This is a genomic window from Streptomyces daliensis (assembly GCF_054782395.1).
In genome coordinates this window covers 134,988-152,418 of sequence record NZ_BAAGSO010000086.1, presented here as the reverse complement: position 1 = coordinate 152,418, position 17,431 = coordinate 134,988, and the positions used below count along the sequence as shown (strand labels likewise).

16 protein-coding genes are annotated in these 17,431 nt (G+C 70.2%); 7 read left to right on the top strand and 9 right to left on the bottom strand.

Features of this window, described 5'->3' with window-relative positions; genetic code table 11:
* Nucleotides 1-263: 263 nt before the first annotated feature.
* The 4 genes from ACYVOO_RS19480 to ychF form a co-directional block, all read right to left on the bottom strand.
* The gene (locus ACYVOO_RS19480) at nucleotides 264-3,425 is read right to left on the bottom strand and encodes an AAA domain-containing protein (protein WP_461016906.1); all 3,162 of its coding nucleotides are present in this window, start codon (nucleotides 3,423-3,425) and stop codon (nucleotides 264-266) included.
* A gap of 282 nt (nucleotides 3,426-3,707) precedes the next feature.
* Nucleotides 3,708-4,121, bottom strand: a complete 414-nt coding sequence (locus ACYVOO_RS19475) for a DNA-binding protein (protein WP_461016905.1) — start codon at nucleotides 4,119-4,121, stop codon at nucleotides 3,708-3,710.
* Nucleotides 4,103-4,387 (bottom strand): hypothetical protein, encoded by a 285-nt coding sequence (locus tag ACYVOO_RS19470; protein WP_006138089.1) that lies wholly within the window; start codon nucleotides 4,385-4,387, stop codon nucleotides 4,103-4,105. Before ACYVOO_RS19470 ends, ACYVOO_RS19475 begins: the two co-directional genes overlap by 19 nt.
* A gap of 177 nt (nucleotides 4,388-4,564) precedes the next feature.
* On the bottom strand, nucleotides 4,565-5,653 hold the full coding sequence (gene ychF, locus ACYVOO_RS19465; RefSeq protein ID WP_461016904.1) for a redox-regulated ATPase YchF: 1,089 nt from the start codon (nucleotides 5,651-5,653) through the stop codon (nucleotides 4,565-4,567).
* Between the two features lie 145 nt (nucleotides 5,654-5,798).
* On the opposite strand from ychF, the gene ACYVOO_RS19460 reads away from it, so the two are divergent.
* Nucleotides 5,799-6,494, top strand: coding sequence for a DUF6542 domain-containing protein (locus tag ACYVOO_RS19460; RefSeq protein WP_461016903.1), 696 nt, complete (start codon nucleotides 5,799-5,801; stop codon nucleotides 6,492-6,494).
* A gap of 91 nt (nucleotides 6,495-6,585) precedes the next feature.
* Here ACYVOO_RS19460 and ACYVOO_RS19455 read toward each other — a convergent pair whose 3' ends face one another.
* On the bottom strand, nucleotides 6,586-7,641 hold the full coding sequence (locus ACYVOO_RS19455; protein WP_461016902.1) for a 4-hydroxy-3-methylbut-2-enyl diphosphate reductase: 1,056 nt from the start codon (nucleotides 7,639-7,641) through the stop codon (nucleotides 6,586-6,588).
* A gap of 78 nt (nucleotides 7,642-7,719) precedes the next feature.
* Here ACYVOO_RS19455 and ACYVOO_RS19450 point away from each other — a divergent pair, with 78 nt between their 5' ends.
* The 4 genes from ACYVOO_RS19450 (at nucleotide 7,720) to ACYVOO_RS19435 (ending at nucleotide 11,522) form a co-directional block, all read left to right on the top strand.
* Nucleotides 7,720-9,168 (top strand): APC family permease, encoded by a 1,449-nt coding sequence (locus ACYVOO_RS19450; RefSeq protein ID WP_461016901.1) that lies wholly within the window; start codon nucleotides 7,720-7,722, stop codon nucleotides 9,166-9,168.
* A 64-nt stretch (nucleotides 9,169-9,232) separates the two neighbouring features.
* Nucleotides 9,233-10,453 (top strand): exodeoxyribonuclease VII large subunit, encoded by a 1,221-nt coding sequence (gene xseA / locus ACYVOO_RS19445; protein WP_461016900.1) that lies wholly within the window; start codon nucleotides 9,233-9,235, stop codon nucleotides 10,451-10,453.
* 36 nt (nucleotides 10,454-10,489) lie between these two features.
* On the top strand, nucleotides 10,490-10,795 hold the full coding sequence (locus tag ACYVOO_RS19440; protein ID WP_461016899.1) for an exodeoxyribonuclease VII small subunit: 306 nt from the start codon (nucleotides 10,490-10,492) through the stop codon (nucleotides 10,793-10,795).
* Nucleotides 10,796-10,928: 133 nt separating this feature from the next.
* Nucleotides 10,929-11,522 carry a malonic semialdehyde reductase gene (locus ACYVOO_RS19435; RefSeq protein WP_461016898.1) on the top strand — a complete coding sequence of 198 codons (594 nt, stop codon included), beginning with the start codon at nucleotides 10,929-10,931 and terminating at the stop codon, nucleotides 11,520-11,522.
* 73 nt (nucleotides 11,523-11,595) lie between these two features.
* On the opposite strand, the gene ACYVOO_RS19430 is transcribed toward ACYVOO_RS19435, so the two are convergent.
* A complete protein-coding gene (locus ACYVOO_RS19430; RefSeq protein ID WP_461016915.1) occupies nucleotides 11,596-12,249 on the bottom strand; it encodes a DUF4245 domain-containing protein in 654 nt (217 codons plus the stop codon).
* Between the two features lie 174 nt (nucleotides 12,250-12,423).
* Here ACYVOO_RS19430 and glpX point away from each other — a divergent pair, with 174 nt between their 5' ends.
* Complete coding sequence (gene glpX / locus ACYVOO_RS19425) at nucleotides 12,424-13,458, top strand: class II fructose-bisphosphatase (RefSeq protein ID WP_461016897.1); 1,035 nt, start codon at nucleotides 12,424-12,426, stop codon at nucleotides 13,456-13,458.
* Between the two features lie 142 nt (nucleotides 13,459-13,600).
* Here the strand turns inward: glpX and ACYVOO_RS19420 are convergent, their stop codons facing one another.
* Together ACYVOO_RS19420 and ACYVOO_RS19415 are read right to left on the bottom strand one after the other, a co-directional pair.
* Nucleotides 13,601-14,002: a WhiB family transcriptional regulator gene (locus ACYVOO_RS19420; protein ID WP_453350420.1), complete on the bottom strand. Its 402-nt coding sequence runs from the start codon at nucleotides 14,000-14,002 to the stop codon at nucleotides 13,601-13,603.
* A 319-nt stretch (nucleotides 14,003-14,321) separates the two neighbouring features.
* The gene (locus ACYVOO_RS19415) at nucleotides 14,322-15,065 is read right to left on the bottom strand and encodes a DUF1707 SHOCT-like domain-containing protein (protein WP_461016896.1); all 744 of its coding nucleotides are present in this window, start codon (nucleotides 15,063-15,065) and stop codon (nucleotides 14,322-14,324) included.
* A gap of 182 nt (nucleotides 15,066-15,247) precedes the next feature.
* On the opposite strand from ACYVOO_RS19415, the gene ACYVOO_RS19410 reads away from it, so the two are divergent.
* Nucleotides 15,248-16,945 (top strand): fumarate hydratase, encoded by a 1,698-nt coding sequence (locus ACYVOO_RS19410; protein WP_461016895.1) that lies wholly within the window; start codon nucleotides 15,248-15,250, stop codon nucleotides 16,943-16,945.
* Nucleotides 16,946-17,016: 71 nt separating this feature from the next.
* On the opposite strand, the gene ACYVOO_RS19405 is transcribed toward ACYVOO_RS19410, so the two are convergent.
* On the bottom strand, nucleotides 17,017-17,343 hold the full coding sequence (locus tag ACYVOO_RS19405) for a putative quinol monooxygenase (protein ID WP_461016894.1): 327 nt from the start codon (nucleotides 17,341-17,343) through the stop codon (nucleotides 17,017-17,019).
* Nucleotides 17,344-17,431: the final 88 nt, after the last annotated feature.

Genomic DNA, 17,431 nt, shown 5'->3' with positions numbered 1-17,431 from the left:
TCACTTCGCCGACAAGTTTGTCCGACCAGGACGGCATACCGAGCGGGCGTGTCTTTCCGTTGGGTTTCGGAATGTGGACGCGTCCCAGCATCATCCCAGCACGGGATTTTCGACAAAGTACAAGAGGCTTCGACACCGAGACCACTATCCGACATCCGCGGGCGCCGGTGCACGAATGCCCGCCGGTTTGTCTCCAACTTCCCACACCATGAGGGCGAGGCTGTCCATCGATGATGCCAGTGCCCTCGTTGAGGTTGAACCAGCTAGCGCCGCGCCCCTGACTTGAGCCGAACAGCCTTCTCCCACGCCCGGCTCCCTCGCCGCGCTGGACATATCCGGTTGAAGCATCGCCAGTACCAGGACCCGTTGGCCCGGCGGCGCAGGTCCACTTCCTCCCCCTTGCACGCATCGCACCGAGGAGGTTTGGCAAAGTCCTCCGCATGCTCGTGAGTCAGGATCTTGCGTGCGAAGTGGCTGCCCTTGATGGTCAGCATGACCTCACGTGAGCGACTCTGCGAGAGGGAGTTGAGGCTGCCCAGCAGAACCGTGTGCTCGTCGATCACGACGATCTTCTGGTGCATTACGTTGACGGGGACGACCGTCTGCACCACTGCCCGAAGCTGCCTGACCAGGTCGGCCTGCTTCTTCTGACCCGTGTCGTAGGGATCACGGACGAAGACCGTCACACGCACTCCTCGGCGCACGGCCTCGTCCAGCACTGGCAGCAGCCCGATGAGACGTTTCGCAGTCCACGGAGACCAGATCCACAAGGAATTGCGCGCTTCGGCCAGCCTTGCGGCAAACATCTCGTAGAACGTGATCTCGTCGTCGACGTCGGAGACTTCGACATGGCGGGAGAGGACGTCAGCGAGACGCGTGCCGAACGGGCCGAGAGGGATGTCCGGCCGCTCGCCGGGGGCGATCAGATGAGTGGCCGGAACCGTGCGGACGCGTCGGTCGCCGATGAGGGCAGCAAGCCTGCCCATGGCGGTCTGCTCACCCGCAGCAAGAATGCGCCTTCGGCTTCCGACAACGTAGAGCCTGGTCTGAACGCGGGTGACGGCGACGTTGAAGAGTCGTATCCCATTGCGCTCCCAGGCGGACGCCCCAGGTGCCCGGGACGCCCGGGACATCCAGAGGCCGTCACCGTAGTCGTCCTCCACGGTGTCGAAGATGACTACAGGGAACTCGCGGCCCTGAAATCGATGAGCCGTTCCGACTTCGGCGAGCCGACTGCCGGCGCCCTCGTTGTCCCGGAGCGCTTCCAAGGTGGCTTCGGCCTGTACCGGATACGGCGTCACGACACCGGCCTCCTCACCATCCTCTCCGTGCAGGTCGATCAGGGCTCGTGCCAGCAGGGAACCGGCCGGCCACCATCCCTTTCGACGGCCGGTGCGGTGGACCTGGGCGAGGTTCTGCAGCCCGTCGGTGTCGATGATCACGATCTCGGGGTCGTCCGAGGCGCGCCGCGCCGCACGCTGCTCAATACCTGGGCCGGGTTTCAACACGCCGTCATACGCGAGTGAGTTCGCCAGACGCATGACGTCGTGACCGAAGCGGTGCTGGACATCCAGTACGACGCAGCCTTGGTGATTCACGGCCGCCACAGGGGACTCGATATCGAAGTGCTCGTAGACCTCGCGCAGGATCCAGCGGGCAACGTCGGGCCGCTTGCTTCCGTCGAGTTGCGGCAGCACGGGACCGAGCTGCATGAAGTCCCCAAGGAGGACCGCAGTGGTCTTCGCCTTTCCTACGGCCAGGAGGACCTCGGGCAGGGTCGCGGCCCCGGCCTCGTCGACCAGGACAACGTCGTATTCACCCTCGAAGACCGCTTTCGTGGTCCGGAACCGTGCAAGGGTAGTGGCAACAAGCTTGGCACCGCGAATGATCTCGCCCTGGGCGTCACGCGCAAGCTTGTCGTACTCCTCCTGGAGTTCGCGATGACGGCGTTCCAGCGTCGGCCGGTGCTCTTGGTCCTCCGCCACCCGAGGTTTCAGGACCGCCACCTGTGCATGGCGTCGGGGGTGCCCGAGTCGGTCGGCCTCCGCGACGCGAGTTTCAGCCGCTTGGGATAGCCCAATTTCCCTGGCGAGAACGGCCAGGTTGGCGCCCGCCGCCAGATGGTGTCGCCGGGCCCGTTCCAGGGCCTTCTCCACCTTCTGCAGACTCCACTGCCGGAGCGCGATTTCCTGCTTGCTGAACGGAATCCGAGCCGCGAGTTCCGCCATCTGCGTCGCGACGGCGTCCTCCTGCCGGGCCAGGACCGACCGGGCGTCCACCGCTTTCTGACCGGCCTGGTGCGCGTCAGCACGCGCTGTCTCCAGTCGCATGCGCGCAGTTTCCCGTTCCCGCTTCGCCCGGCGCCTCGCAAAGCCCTTCATCTGTTCAAGGCCGTCCACGAACTCCTGAGCCGCCACACACTCCCTGTCGGCGACGAGTGCCTTCGCCTCCAAGTCGGTCACTGCCCGACGGAGTCGGTCCAGGCTTTCCTGACACTCGTCGTACGATTTCCAGTCAGTTTGAGCCTGCTTCGTCACCCTCACCGCTTCGAGCGCGGCTTGGTGGGACTGCTCCAGCCGTGCGGCGGTGTCCCCCGCGTCCCTGGCATCCCGGCGTGCCTGATCGCGCGTCCGCTCCAAAGCCGCGGAAGCCCGGGCAGGATCGTCGAGTCGGACACGGTCCGCGGCGTACGCCACAGCGTCGAAGTCCGTGAGGCCCCGCTCCAGCTCCTCCAACTGCCGGGCCCGCTCCCGAGCCTCGACCAGTTGAGCGGCGACAGCACGGCGGCGCTCATCGGTTTCGGTCAATCGGTGGCGCACCATCAGCGTGAGGCAGACACTCGCGTCTTCCGCGATCTCCCTCAGGTGAGGCGGCCCCACACGGACGAGCTCGCCATCACCATGCCGTCGCTCTTTCACCACGCCCCACAGGGCGTTGTCCACAGCGATATTGGTGGCCGAGACCAACAGGACCCGCTTCCCCCGGGCAATGAGATCGCTGATGGCGCGTTTGAGAACTGTGGTCTTGCCAGTACCCGGCGGCCCCCACACCAGCCACAGCCCCTCACCCATGCATGCCCGATAGGCGCGATCCTGGGCAGGCAAGAGCGTGCCGGGCGGCAGTCCCATGGCAGCAAGCCGCCCCGTGCCCGCCTCGCCTCGGGCCATGAGATGGGCCAGCGGAGCATCGGCGAGCGAGGCCATGCCTTCCCGCAGCGCCTTGACGAGGAATCCGGTGGGCTGCGGCTTCATCCACAGACAGGGGTCCGCCGGGTCTGCGAACTCCGGAACACGCACGCGAAGCGCGGTGCCGTCCCTGTACACGTCGAGCACGGAGTGACCTGCGTCAATGTCGCCCTCATCAAGACCGGCCAGTCGCAGGCTGTCCCCCTGGAGCTGGTCCGTCCCGATTTCGGACCCGCGCACGTCGACTACGTACTCCCCAGGTTTCCGGCCCCGCACCGCTCGCCCCAGGGGGCGCCACCGTGGCTCGCGAGCAGCTACGCCCTCGTGTGCCACCCAGGCGTCCAGCGCCGAGACGACTTCTTCCTGCCAGCCCACGTTCCCCCGCTAAAACCGCGCTGCCCGGACCTTGATCAGTGGTACCAGTCCGGACTCGCGTTCGCCACTGGCAATCCCGCCAAGGTATGGCGCCCGATCCCATCCTTGCGGGTCTCGGCCGGAAGGCAGCACCGGGGTCAGAGGCATTCAGATCCCCACTAGCCGCACCCGGTCACCGCAGAGCTTGGCCATATCGTCGATGTCGGAAGTCAGCATGACCACGGGGCGGTGCTGTCCCAGCGCGGCCTCGGCGACGGCCGCATCGATCGCGTACTTGTGCCCGTGCAACCCGGCATCCATCAGCAACTTGGAGGCAGCCCTCGCCTCCTCGTCACCGACCGGGACGACCCGCAGCCCGGAAAGCACCCAGTTCAGGCGGGACTTGTTCGTACGGGCATGGACGACCTCGATGATGGTGAGCGCACTGATCACGACCTCCATGCCACGCGAGCGCGCCTCAGCGACGAGAGCCACCACCTGCTCGTCGTCGACGAGCAGTTTCGAAAGCCCCTCGCTGTCGAGGACCAGCGTCCCCTCGTGACTCAGCCTGCGGCGGGCCACTCGGCCTCCTCGGCGAACACCTCGTCGAACACCTGCCGCGCCCGCTGACGAGCCGGCTCGGAGACCGGCCCCTTGCGGCTCTCGTAGTCCGCCAGGTACTCGTCCAGGACCTGCCCGCGCAGCTCACGCTCGACCGCCTCTGCGATGAACGCGGAGAATTCCCGCTTGCCCACCCGAGCCCGAATCGCCTCCGCGGTCCCCTCAGGAAGTGACAGGCTCACCCGCGTCGCCGGCCCTTCCCCGATGCTGTACGTCGTCTCAGCCATATCCCGATTGTGTCAAACGAGTAGGAAAAGGGCCACGTCCGCACTACCTTCACAGCTCGGTCAGCGACCTGCTCCCACAAATCCCAGCACGGGAAAAGACAAAGGGCCCGCCCCTGAAAGGACGGACCCCTCCTGACCCGCACGCCTGCCTGGTCAGCGACGTAGCGACACGACCCGCTACACGTTGAACCGGAACTCCACCACGTCCCCGTCCCGCATCACGTAGTCCTTGCCCTCCATGCGCGCCTTGCCCTTCGCGCGGGCCTCCGCCACCGAACCCGTCGCGACGAGGTCGTCGTAGGAGATGACCTCGGCCTTGATGAAGCCCTTCTGGAAGTCCGTGTGGATGACGCCGGCCGCCTCGGGGGCCGTCGCGCCCTTTTTGATGGTCCAGGCGCGGGACTCCTTGGGGCCCGCCGTCAGGTAGGTCTGGAGGCCCAGGGTGTGGAAGCCGGCGCGGGCCAGGGTGGCGAGGCCCGGTTCTTCCTGGCCGACCGTCTGGAGGAGTTCCAGCGCCTCTTCCTCGTCCAGCTCGGCGAGGTCCGCCTCCAGCTTGGCGTTGAGGAAGACCGCGTCCCCCGGGGCGACCAGGGCGCGCTGCTCGGCCTTGAAGTCCTCGTCCACCAGTTCGTCCTCGTCCACGTTGAAGACGTAGAGGAACGGCTTGGTCGTCAGCAGGTGCAGGTCGTACAGCGGCGCCGCGGCCTCCGTGCCCTGGGCGATGCCCGCGGAGAAGAGGGTGCGGCCCTCCTCCAGGATGGCCTTCGCCTCCAGTACGGCCTTGACCTCGGGCTGCTTGTCCTTCTTGACCCGGGCCTCCTTCTCCAGCCGCGGCAGGACCCGCTCGATCGTCTGGAGGTCGGCGAGGATCAGCTCGGTGTTGATCGTCTCGATGTCGCTCTTCGGCGAGATCTTGCCGTCGACGTGGACGACGTTGTCGTCCTTGAAGGCGCGGATGACCTGGCAGATCGCGTCGGACTCGCGGATGTTCGCCAGGAACTTGTTGCCCAGGCCCTCCCCCTCGCTCGCGCCCCGGACGATGCCCGCGATGTCGACGAAGTCGACGGTGGCGGGCAGGACCCGCTCCGAGCTGAAGATCTCCGCCAGCTTGGCCAGGCGGGGGTCGGGGACGCCGACGACGCCGACGTTGGGCTCGATGGTGGCGAACGGATAGTTGGCCGCCAGCACGTCGTTCTTGGTCAGGGCGTTGAACAGCGTCGACTTGCCGACGTTCGGCAGGCCGACGATTCCGATCGTGAGCGACACGTGGCGACTTCCCGTAGCGAGAGGGGGTGGTGAGCTGGCCGGACCGGGCAGGTCCGGGCCGATCCACCAGTCTACGGGCTCGAACTCACGGCCAAAGGCGTGTCCGTCCGCTACGGGGACGGGGGCCCCGGCCTACGTTGGTGCAGTGGAGCAGCACAGCGCGCGCATGACAGAAAACGGCCGAGGTCAGCGGCAGCGGTTCCGGGGCTCCGGGGCCGCAGCGGCGGCCCCCTCCCCGGGCCGGGCGGCCCAGGCGCAGGCCCATGCCCAGGCACAGCCCCAGGCACAGGCCCGGTCCGCCGGTCCCCTCGAGCCCGCCGACACCCTCGATCCCCCCCCAGACACCGCAGGCGGCACAGGCAGCCCGGACACCGCAGACGACGCGGCCCCGCCGCCCCGCCCGAGCACGGGCCGGGTCTACGGCGCCCGGCGCCCCGGCCCCCTCGGCGCCCTCAAGGCCCGCCTCCCGAGGCCACGCCTCACCGCCCTGGGCGGCGGCGTGCTCTCGACGCTGCTGACGGTGATCGTCGGCGGCCTGGACGAGCTGCTGCTGGACGGCTCGGGCCCGGTATACGGCGTCTTCTTCCTGCTGATCAGCGCCGTGTGCGCGCTGTGGGTGCGGCCCGCCGACGTCTTCACGTCGGCCGTCTCCGTCCCCCTCGCCTTCACCATCGGCCTCCTGCTCATCAGCGACGGAGGCGGCAGCTTCGGCAGCCATGTGATGGCGCTGTTCTCGGCCCTCTCCTCGAACGCGGTCTGGCTCTACGGCGGCACCCTGCTGGCCCTGCTGATCGCGACCATGCGAAAGGCCGCGCTGCTCTGGCAGCAGCGCGGCCAATGAGGCGCGGCCAGTCAACCGGGGCAGGGTGAGCCGGGGCCGGTACGGCGACGGCGACGGCGACGTGGCCGACGCCCGGCCCGGGCCCCTGGGCTCAGCCCTGCGTCTTCTGCGCCGCCTCCGCGCGCAGATCCCGCCGCAGCTCCTTCGGCAGCGAGAACTGCATGTGCTCCTTCACGGGCTGGACGATCTCCACGTCCTCCCACCCGCGCTCAGAGAGCCACTCCAGCACGCCGTCGACCAGCACGTCCGGCACCGAGGCACCCGAGGAGAGGCCGACGGTGGTGACGCCCTCCAGCCATGCCTCGTCGATCTCGTCGGCGCCGTCGATGAGGTGGCCGTCCTTGGCGCCGTGCGTCAGGGCCGTCTCGACCAGGCGTACGGAGTTCGAGGAGTTCTTGGAGCCGACGACCAGCACCAGATCTGCGTCGGCCGCGACCTGCTTGATGGCGGTCTGACGGTTCTGCGTCGCGTAGCAGATGTCGTCGCTGGGCGGCGAGAGCAGGTTCGGGTACCGGCCCTGGATCGCCTCGACGGTCTCCATCGTCTCGTCGACCGAGAGTGTGGTCTGGGAGAGCCAGACGACCTTCTCCGGGTCCCTGACCTCGATGTTCTCCACATCGCCCGGGCCGTCGACGAGGGTGATGTGCTCGGGGGCCTCGCCGCTGGTGCCGATGACCTCCTCGTGGCCCTCGTGGCCGATGAGGAGGATGTCGTAGTCCTCCTTGGCGTAGCGCACCGCTTCCTTGTGCACCTTGGTGACCAGGGGGCACGTCGCGTCGATGGTGGCGAGCTTGCCGCGCTCGGCCTCCTCGTGGACGACGGGCGCGACACCGTGCGCGGAGAAGATGACGATCTCGCCCTCGGGCACCGCCTCCGTCTCCTCGACGAAGATCGCGCCCTTCTTCTCCAGGGTCTTCACGACGTACTTGTTGTGCACGATCTCGTGGCGCACATAGATCGGTGCGCCGTACTGCTCCAGGGCTTTCTCCACCGCGATGACCGCGCGGTCCACCCCCGCGCAGTAGCCGCGGGGGGCGGCGAGGAGGACGCGGCGGCGCCCGGCGGAGCCGGACGCGGCGGAGGCGGTCTCGGTGGCGCTCGCCGTGGCGGGGTTGTCGGGCGACGTACGGGCGGGGCGTGCAGACATGGCTCCATCGTACGGGCGCGGCGCCCCGCCGGGAGAAGGCAACGGGAGAGGGCGGGCTTCGTGGGGCAAGCTGTCGCTATGCCTGGAGCACGCGCCCACACCCCCCACGCCGTCGCCACCGCGGCCGACGGCCTCAAGCGCACCCTCACCCTCCGTGATCTGATCGTCTACGGTCTGCTGTTCATCGCCCCCATGGCCCCCGTCGGCGTCTTCGGCGCGCTCGACGCGAAGAGCCACGGGGTGGTGCCGCTGGTGTACGTGGTGGCGACGGTCGCCATGGCCTTCACCGCGTACTCGTACACCCGGATGGTCCGGGCCGTCCCCCAGGCGGGCTCGGTCTACGCGTACGCGCGCACCGGGCTCGGCGAGGGCGCGGGCTTCGTCGCCGGGTGGATGGCGATGCTCGACTATCTGCTGATCCCGGCCGTCGGCTATCTCTTCTCCGGCATCGCGATGAACCAGCTCGTCCCGTCCGTCGACCAGTGGATCTGGACGGCCGCCGCCGTCGTCATCACCACCGCGCTCAACCTCTCCGGCGTGCGCAGGGCGGCGGCGGTCGGCTTCGTCGTGCTGGCGCTGGAGATCGTGGTGCTGCTGGTCTTCGTGGTGGCGGCGCTGGTGGTACTGGCCCAGCACGGGCCCGCGCGCGGCTGGCTCTCCCCCTTCACAGGCGACCAGGACTTCTCGCTGGTGGCGGTGCTGAGCGCGGTCTCGGTCGCGGTGCTGTCCTTCCTCGGCTTCGACGCCATCGCGAACTTCGCCGAGGAGACGGTGAGCGGGAAGGACAGGCAGGGCGGGAAGGACGGCGCGGAGAAGGGCCGGGGCGGCTCGTCGGTCGTCGCGAAGGCGCTGCTCGGGTGCCTGCTGCTGGCCGGTGTGCTGTTCCTGGCGCAGACGTACCTCGCCGCGCTGCTCTCCCCGGACTCCTCGCGCGACCTGGCCCGCGACCCGGCCGCGCAGGGCTCCGCCTTCTACGTGGCCGTCGAGTCGGCCGTCGGCGGCTGGCTCCAGACGACGGTCGCGGCGAGCAAGGCCGTCGGCGCCGCGTTCGCCGCGCTGGCGGGGCAGGCGGCGGCGGGGCGGCTGCTGTACGCGATGGCGCGGGACAGGCGGCTGCCGCGGGCGCTCTCGAAGGTGGACGCGGGCACGGGCGCACCGCGCCGCACGCTGCTGCTGACCGCCGTCATCACGCTGTGCGCCGCGGTGTGGGCGGCCCGCACGCCCGACGGCCTGGACCGGCTCGTCTCGGTCGTGGACATCGGCGCCCTGACGGCCTTCGCGCTGCTGCACCTCTCGGTGATCGGCTACTACGGGGTGCGCAAGCGCGACGGTGCGGCCGGGGTGCTGCGGGACTGGGTGCTGCCGCTGGCGGGGCTCGCGATCACGGTCGCGGTGATCGTCACGGCGCACCGCGACGCCCACCTCGTCGGCCTCGCCTGGCTGGCGGCGGCGCTGGTGATCCTGGCGGTGCTGCGGGCGCGGAAGGTGACGCCGGGGAGCGGGGCCGGAGGCGGGGCCGGGCAGTGACGCGCGGGGATGTCGTACGGGCTGTCGCACGGGGCTGTCGTACCGGACGACTAGCCTGCCCCGTATGGCTCTCAACACGTCCGCGGAAGCCCCCATCCCCGTCAGCGAGGTGTCGCGGCTGATCGGCGGCTGGATCGACCGGCTCGGTGCGGTCTGGGTGGAGGGGCAGGTCATCCAGCTCTCGCCCCGCCCGGGCGCCGGGGTGGCCTTTCTCACCCTGCGCGATCCGTCGCGCGACGTGTCGATCACCGTCACCTGCTTCCGGCAGGTCTTCGAACCGGTGAAGGACATCATCACCGAGGGCGCCCGCGTCGTCGTGCACGCCAAGCCCGTCTGGTACGAGCGCAACGGCTCGCTGTCGCTGCGCGCCGCCGAGATCCGCCCCGTGGGCATCGGCGAGCTGCTCGCGCGCCTGGAGCAGTTGAAGAAGAAGCTGATGGCCGAGGGCCTCTTCGCCTCGGAGCGCAAGCGGCGGCTCCCGTTCCTGCCGCACCGCATCGGCCTGGTGACGGGCCGCGCCTCGGACGCCGAGCGGGACGTGCTGCACACGGCCCGCGAGCGCTGGCCCGCCGTCCGCTTCGAGGTGCGGAACGTGGCGGTGCAGGGCGTGCGGGCCGTGCCGCAGGTCATCGAGGCCGTCAGGGAGCTGGACGCGCACCCCGAGGTCGACGTGATCATCGTGACGCGCGGCGGCGGCAGCATGGAGGACCTGCTGCCGTTCTCTGACGAGCGGCTGGTGCGCACCGTCGCCGAGGCCCGTACGCCCGTGGTCTCCGCGATCGGCCACGAGGCGGACGCGCCGCTGCTCGATCTGGTGGCCGATCTCCGCTCCCGTACGCCCACGCACGCCGCGAAGGACACGGTGCCGGACGTGGGCGAGGAGCACGAGCGGGTGCGGGAGCTGCGCGCGCGGGCCTGGCGGGTGATCACCGGGCGGCTCGAACGCGAGGAGCGCGGTCTCGTCGACGTCATGAGCCGCCCCGCGATGGCCGATCCGCACACGCTGGTCGAGGAGCGCGAGGAGGACATCGCGTTCCTGCTGGAGCGGGCCCGGCGCACCCTCGGGCACCGGCTGGACCGCGCGGAGGACGAGCTGTCCCACACCCACGCGCGCATAGTGGCCCTCTCTCCCGCCGCCACCCTCCAGCGGGGTTATGCCGTGCTCCAACGCGAGGACGGCTCGGTGGTCCGCGACGCCGCCGAGGTGGCCGAGGGCGACGGGCTGCGGGCGCGGGTGGCCGAGGGCGAGTTCGGCGTGACGGTGACCGCCGGGCCGCGCACATAGGCGTGGCTGTCAGCCCGCGCGCTTAGGCTGGGGCGCATGACGACGACGGACACGGAGACCGGTCCCCACACGGGCACGGAGGCCGAGGGCGGGAGCACCCTGTCCTCGCTCAGCTACGAGCAGGCGCGGGGCGAGCTGGTCCGGGTCGTCCAGCAACTGGAGGCGGGCGGCTCGACGCTGGAGGAGTCCCTCGCGCTGTGGGAGCGCGGCGAGGAGCTGGCGCGGATCTGCCGCGAGTGGCTGGAGGGCGCCAGGGCCCGGCTGGACGCGGTGCTGGAGGCCGAGGCGGACGCCGGGGAGGAGCCGGAGGCGGCCGACGACGAGGCCGAGGACGAGGACTGAGGGGAAGAAGACCGAGGGAAGAGTGACGAGAGAGACAGTGGCGAGCGCCCGACTTTGGTTGAACCTTTAAATAACGCGCCCTACGGTGGATCATGCCAATTTGAACCACTCTGTAAAGGCTAGGCACAGCAGCATGGCTCTCGCCCTCGATCCCGCCGCCCAGGACCTGCTCTTCCGTGAGGCCCACACCGCCAACACGTTCACCGACGAGCCGGTGACCGACGAGCAGATCCAGGCCGTCTACGACCTGGTCAAGTTCGCCCCCACCGCCTTCAACCAGTCGCCGCTGCGCGTCACCCTCGTCCGTTCCCGCGAGGCCCGCGAGCGCCTGGTGAAGTACGCGATGGGCGCCAACGGCGACAAGACCCTCAGCGCTCCCCTGACCGCCGTCCTCTCCGTGGACCTGGACTTCCACGAGAAGCTGCCGGAGCTGTTCCCGCACGCGCCGGGCATCAAGGACGCCTACTTCTCCGAGGCCACCTCGCGCGAGGCCGCCGGCACGCAGAACGCCACCCTCCAGGCGGGCTACTTCATCCTCGGCGTCCGCGCCGCGGGGCTGGCCGCCGGGCCGATGACCGGCTTCGACTTCGCCGGGATCAACGAGAAGTTCTTCGGCGACGGCAAGCAAAAGGCGTTCCTGGTCATCAACATAGGCAAGCCGGGCGACGACGCCTTCTTCCCGCGCTCGCCCCGCCTGGCCTTCGAGGACGCCGTCGCGACGGTCTGAGCCGCGAGGCCCTGGGGCGAGCCGCGCACTCCGGGCCCCGCCGGCCGCCGAGCGGGCGGCCGGGGTGCGCGGCTCAGCCCTTGCCGGACTCGTCGGTCCCCTCGGCCGCCTTATCCGCTTCCTTACGCGCGGCCTCGTCGGCCGCCTTGCTCGCCGCCTCCTCGGCGGCCTTCCCCGAGGTGAGGGAGTCCGCCAGCTCGCCGAGCCGCGCGAAGGAGGCGGTGCCGGTGACGACGGTGGTGACCTTGTTCTCCGGGTCCTCCAGGACGAGCGCGTCGTACTTCTCGCCCTCGTACCGCGTCCACTTCTCGCCGCCGAAGGTGTCCGTCTTCGCGGTCTTCGACGCCTTGTGGGTGACGTCCTCGATGAACTTCGCCGGGCGCGACTGGTCGCTCTGCTCGACGGCCGCGTACTCGTCGCCCGGCGCCATGAAGCCCAGGTGCCAGGCGGCGCCCTGCTGGCCTTCCGGCTCGTACGTCACCGACGTCGGGCGCCAGTCGTCGGACAGCCCGTGCGGGGCGAGGACCGGGTACGGCGCGGCGCGGCGCGCCGAGTCCAGCTCCACGCGGTAGCTGACGGGCTTGACCGGATCCTGGTGCTCGTCGTGCGGCACGAACAGATAGATCACCCAGGCGGCGAGAACGATCACCCCCAGCGAGATGACCATGTCCCGCACCGACTGCTTGCCCCGCTGCTTGTCTGCTGCCACCACTCCATCGTCCCTTATGCCGGGTGTCACACGGCCCCGGGGTGCGGGGGAGGGAGAGACAGAAGGGGAGGCGGCAGGACGGGTGACGGGAAGCGCTCATCCGATGGGCGCACTGCTCACTTTTTCGAAGGCTCGATAGAGTTGCCCCACCCTCAGTAGCCCGGCCGTCGCCGAGCAGAAAGGTGCGCTCCGATGACCGAACACCACCACCTTCCCTCCCAGCTAGAGGTCGCGCCGGAGGCACCCGACCGCAACCTGGCACTGGAACTCGTACGGGTCACCGAAGCGGGCGCCATGGCCTCGGGCCGCTGGGTCGGCCGCGGCGACAAGAACGGTGCCGACGGCGCCGCCGTCAAGGCCATGCGCACCCTCGTCTCCACCGTCTCGATGAACGGCGTCGTCGTCATCGGCGAGGGCGAGAAGGACGAGGCGCCGATGCTCTACAACGGCGAGCGGGTCGGCGACGGGACCGGCGCGGAGTGCGACGTCGCCGTGGACCCGATCGACGGCACCACCCTCACCGCCAAGGGCATGACCAACGCGGTCTCCGTGCTGGCCGTGGCCGAGCGCGGCGCGATGTTCGACCCGAGCGCGGTCTTCTACATGGAGAAGCTCGTCACGGGCCCCGACGCCGCCGAGTTCGTGGACATCACCGCCCCGCCCGCCGTCAACGTCCGCCGCATCGCCAAGGCCAAGGGCTGCACCCCGGACGACGTCACCGTCGTCGTCCTGGACCGGCCGCGCCACGACGGCCTGGTGAAGGAGATCCGCGAGTCGGGCGCGCGGATCAAGCTGATCTCGGACGGCGACGTCGCGGGCGCGATCGCGGCCGTACGGGAGGGGACCGGCGTCGATCTGCTCCTCGGCATCGGCGGCACCCCCGAGGGCATCATCGCGGCCTGCGCCATAAAGTGCCTGGGCGGCACCATCCAGGGCAAGCTGTGGCCGAAGGACGACGAGGAGCGGCAGCGCGCCCTCGACGCGGGCCACGACCTCGACCGCGTCCTGCACACCGAGGACCTGGTCGGCGGCGAGAACGTCTTCTTCGTGGCCACCGGCATCACCGACGGCGACCTGCTGCGCGGCGTGCACTTCCGGGGCGAGCGCGCGTACACCGAGTCGCTGGTGATGCGCTCGAAGTCCGGCACGATCCGCAAGATCGAGTCCACGCACAAGCTGTCCAAGCTGCGTGCGTACAGCGCCGTGGACTTCGACCGGGCACGCTGACGCAGGGGGCTGCACGGGGTACGGGAGAGGAACGCGGCCGGTCCGACCGCCGAAGGCGGTACCGGCCGCGTCACGCCCGGCCGGCGCGCGTTCCCGTGGCGGACGGTCAGCGGCGACGACGAGGGGGCGACGGCGTGCGCCGTCAGGCGATACGTGGCACCGGCTGCGCCTCGGCCGTGGCGGGCACACCCGGCACGCCAGGCGCACCCGCGCCCGCGGCCTCCCTGCGGCGCCTGCGGGCGAGGACGACACGGCGTTCCGCCGCGGTGAGGCCGCCCCACACCCCGTAGGGCTCCGGCATGACCAGCGCGTGCTCGCGGCACTCCACCATCACGGGACAGCGGGCGCAGAGCCTCTTGGCGGCCTGTTCGCGGGAGAGCCGTGCGGCGGTCGGTTCCTTGGAGGGTGCGAAGAAGAGGCCGGCCTCATCCCTTCGGCAGACCGCTTCCGAATGCCAGGGCCCCGCTTGGTCGTCGCGCTCTGGCGCACGCGGGGCGGGGACTATAGCGGCTGCCTTCAGGGACTGATGCGGCGGTTGCAGCACGATCTGCTCCTGACGAGACGACGGTGACTCACCTTCACCCGTCTTGCTGCGCACGGCAGTTCGCGCTGCTGACCGTACGAGAGACGATGCCCGAGCCCTACCCGCTGTGCGCGGCGGTATGCATACCGTGGCGCCACTCGCCGCCCCCGCGCGCCCCTTACCGGCCACGCCCGCGCGCCGACGCGCGGCGGCCGGCTCCCCCGCGTGACCGCAGCTCAGCCGCCCGGCACCGCCCCCGCAAGTGCCCGCGCCGCCCGGCACCCGCGCACCCCTCCGGCCTTCACACCCAGTGCCCCGGCGGCCTCGCGCCCCTCAGGGGTCACAGCTCCTTGCGGAGGCGGTCGCGCAGGTTCCGGAGGCGCTTGCCGCGGCGCGGCTTGGCCTCGACGCCGCCGAAGACCGCGGCGCCCTGGACCAGCACCGTGGGCGCGTCCGGCTCTTCGGACTCGAAGGTGCGCACGTCGAAGCCGCCGAAGACGCCCGCGCCCTTCTGCCGCAGCGTGACGTTCTCGGGCACCCGGATCTCGATGCCGCCGAAGACCGCCGTCGCGTTGATGACGACGTACGGATACGGGAAGTCCGCCTCCGTCAGATCGATCTCGACGCCGCCGAAGCAGGCGAAGGCGTTAATCTTCCTGGGCACCCGCCAGCGGCCCTTGCGCACGGCGCCGCTGAAGATGGCGACGAGGTTCTCCTTGGGGCCGAGGCCGTCGTCGGGCACGGAGAACGCGGCGGACGCGGACGCGGGCGCGGACGAGGGGCGCGCCGCGCGGTACGGCTCGGCCCGTCCCGCCGGGAGATCGCGCACCAGCGGCTCCAGCTCGCCGACGGTCTTGGCGCTGTAGACGGCGTCGATGCGTTCCCCGTGCTCCTCCGCGTCCAGCCGCCCCTCGGCCAGGGCCTCGCGCAGGATGTCCGCGACCCTGTCGCGGTCGGCGTCCGAGGCGCGCACGGACACTTCGGCGGGCTCCACGGGCGCCACGGGCCGCACGGGCTCGACGGCCTCGGCCGCGGGCCGTGCCGGCTTCTTTTCCAGCGAGTTTTCCAGCGGGGAGTCAGTCACCGGGCCAGCGTACCCAGACGCGATAGATCGCGACCAGAGCCCGAGCCCTCCGACCGCCCGGAGCCGCCTCTTCCGCTACGTCGGCTACTGAGCCTTACCTCACAAGCACAGGTACGAAGGGGGCGTTCTACGCTGTGAGGCGCGCTCACCGTCGAGAGCCGTAGCGAGAGGAAGAGTCCCCCATGCCAGCCAGCTCCCGCCCGTCCCACCCGGAGTTCACCTACACGGATCTGCTCCCCCTGGGCGAGGACACCACCCCGTACCGCCTCATCACCTCGGAGGGCGTCAGCACCTTCGAGGCGGACGGGAGGACCTTCCTGAAGGTCGAGCCGGAGGCGCTGCGCAAGCTGGCCGCCGAGGCGATGCACGACATCTCGCACTATCTGCGCCCCGAGCACCTGGCCCAGCTCCGCCGCATCCTGGAGGACCCGGAGGCCAGCCCCAACGACCGCTTCGTCGCGCTCGACCTGCTGAAGAACGCCAACATCGCCGCGGCCGGTGTGCTCCCCATGTGCCAGGACACCGGCACCGCGATCGTGATGGGCAAGCGCGGCCAGCAGGTGCTGACCGAGGGCGGCGACGAGGAGGCGCTCTCGCGCGGCATCTACGACGCCTACACGCAGCTCAACCTGCGCTACTCGCAGATGGCCCCGCTGACGATGTGGGACGAGAAGAACACCGGCAACAACCTGCCGGCGCAGGTGGAGCTGTACGCGACCGACGGCGACGCGTACAAGTTCCTCTTCATGGCCAAGGGCGGCGGCAGCGCCAACAAGTCCTTCCTCTACCAGGAGACGAAGGCCGTCCTCAACGAGGCGAGCATGATGAAGTTCCTGGAGGAGAAGATCCGTTCGCTGGGCACGGCCGCCTGCCCGCCGTACCACCTCGCGATCGTCGTCGGCGGTACGAGCGCCGAGTACGCGCTCAAGACGGCGAAGTACGCCTCGGCGCACTACCTCGACGAGCTGCCCGCCGAGGGCTCGCCCGCGGGCAACGGCTTCCGCGACAAGGAGCTGGAGCAGCAGGTCTTCGAGCTGACGCAGAAGATCGGCATCGGCGCGCAGTTCGGCGGCAAGTACTTCTGCCACGACGTGCGCGTGGTGCGGCTCCCCCGGCACGGCGCCTCCTGTCCCGTCGCCATAGCCGTCTCCTGCTCGGCCGACCGGCAGGCCAAGGCCAAGATCACGGCCGAGGGTGTCTTCCTGGAGCGACTGGAGACCGACCCGGCGCGCTTCCTCCCCGAGACGACGGAGTCCGAGCTGACGGAGGGCGCGGGCGCCGATCTGGACGCGGTACGGATCGATCTGGCGCGGCCGATGGACGAGATCCTGGCCGAGCTGACGAAGCACCCCGTCAAGACCCGGCTGTCGCTGACCGGCACGCTGGTCGTCGCGCGGGACATCGCCCACGCGAAGATCAAGGAACGTCTCGACGCGGGCGAGGAGATGCCGCAGTACCTCAAGGACCACCCCGTCTACTACGCGGGCCCCGCCAAGACCCCCGAGGGCTACGCCTCCGGCTCCTTCGGCCCGACGACGGCGGGCCGGATGGACGCCTACGTGGAGCAGTTCCAGGCGGCGGGCGGCTCCAAGGTGATGCTGGCCAAGGGCAACCGCAGCAAGCAGGTCACCGACGCGTGCGCGGCGCACGGCGGCTTCTACCTCGGCTCCATCGGCGGCCCGGCGGCCCGGCTGGCGCAGGACTGCATCAAGAAGGTGGAGGTCCTGGAGTACGAGGAACTGGGCATGGAGGCGGTCTGGCGCATCGAGGTCGAGGACTTCCCCGCGTTCATCGTCATGGACGACAAGGGCAACGACTTCTTCGCCGACCCGGCGCCCGAGCAGACCTTCGTGACGTCGATCCCGGTACGGGGCGCGTGACCGCGTGACGCCCACGGGCCGCCCCGCACCGGTGCGTGACCGGCGCGGAGCGGCCCGCCGCACGGCTTCGCTCAGAGCGCGCCCGCGTCGGGCGAACCCGCCGGGAGCGGGGCGAGCCTGACCACGTCGGCGGGCTCCAGCAGCTTGCCGTCGAGCGCGGCGTGCAGCTCCTTGATGGCGGGTGCCGAGCCGTGGTCCGCGAGCTGCCCCTCCGTCGTCCACTTCTCGACGAGGACGAAGCGGTCCTCGGCCTCGTGGAGCGCGTACAGCTCGCAGCCGGGCTCCTCGTGGACGCGTCCCGCCGCGTCGCGGAGCGCGCCCCGCACCTGTTCCCGTGCCTCGGGACGCGGCCTGAAGGTCGCCACGACGATCACCGGTTCGTTCGCTGAGCTGCCCATACGTCTCTCCTCACGTTCCCGGCCCCTGCGGCCGCCCCCATTCTGCGCCCCGCTCCGTCCCCTTCACACGTGGGGCGCCGGGGCTAAG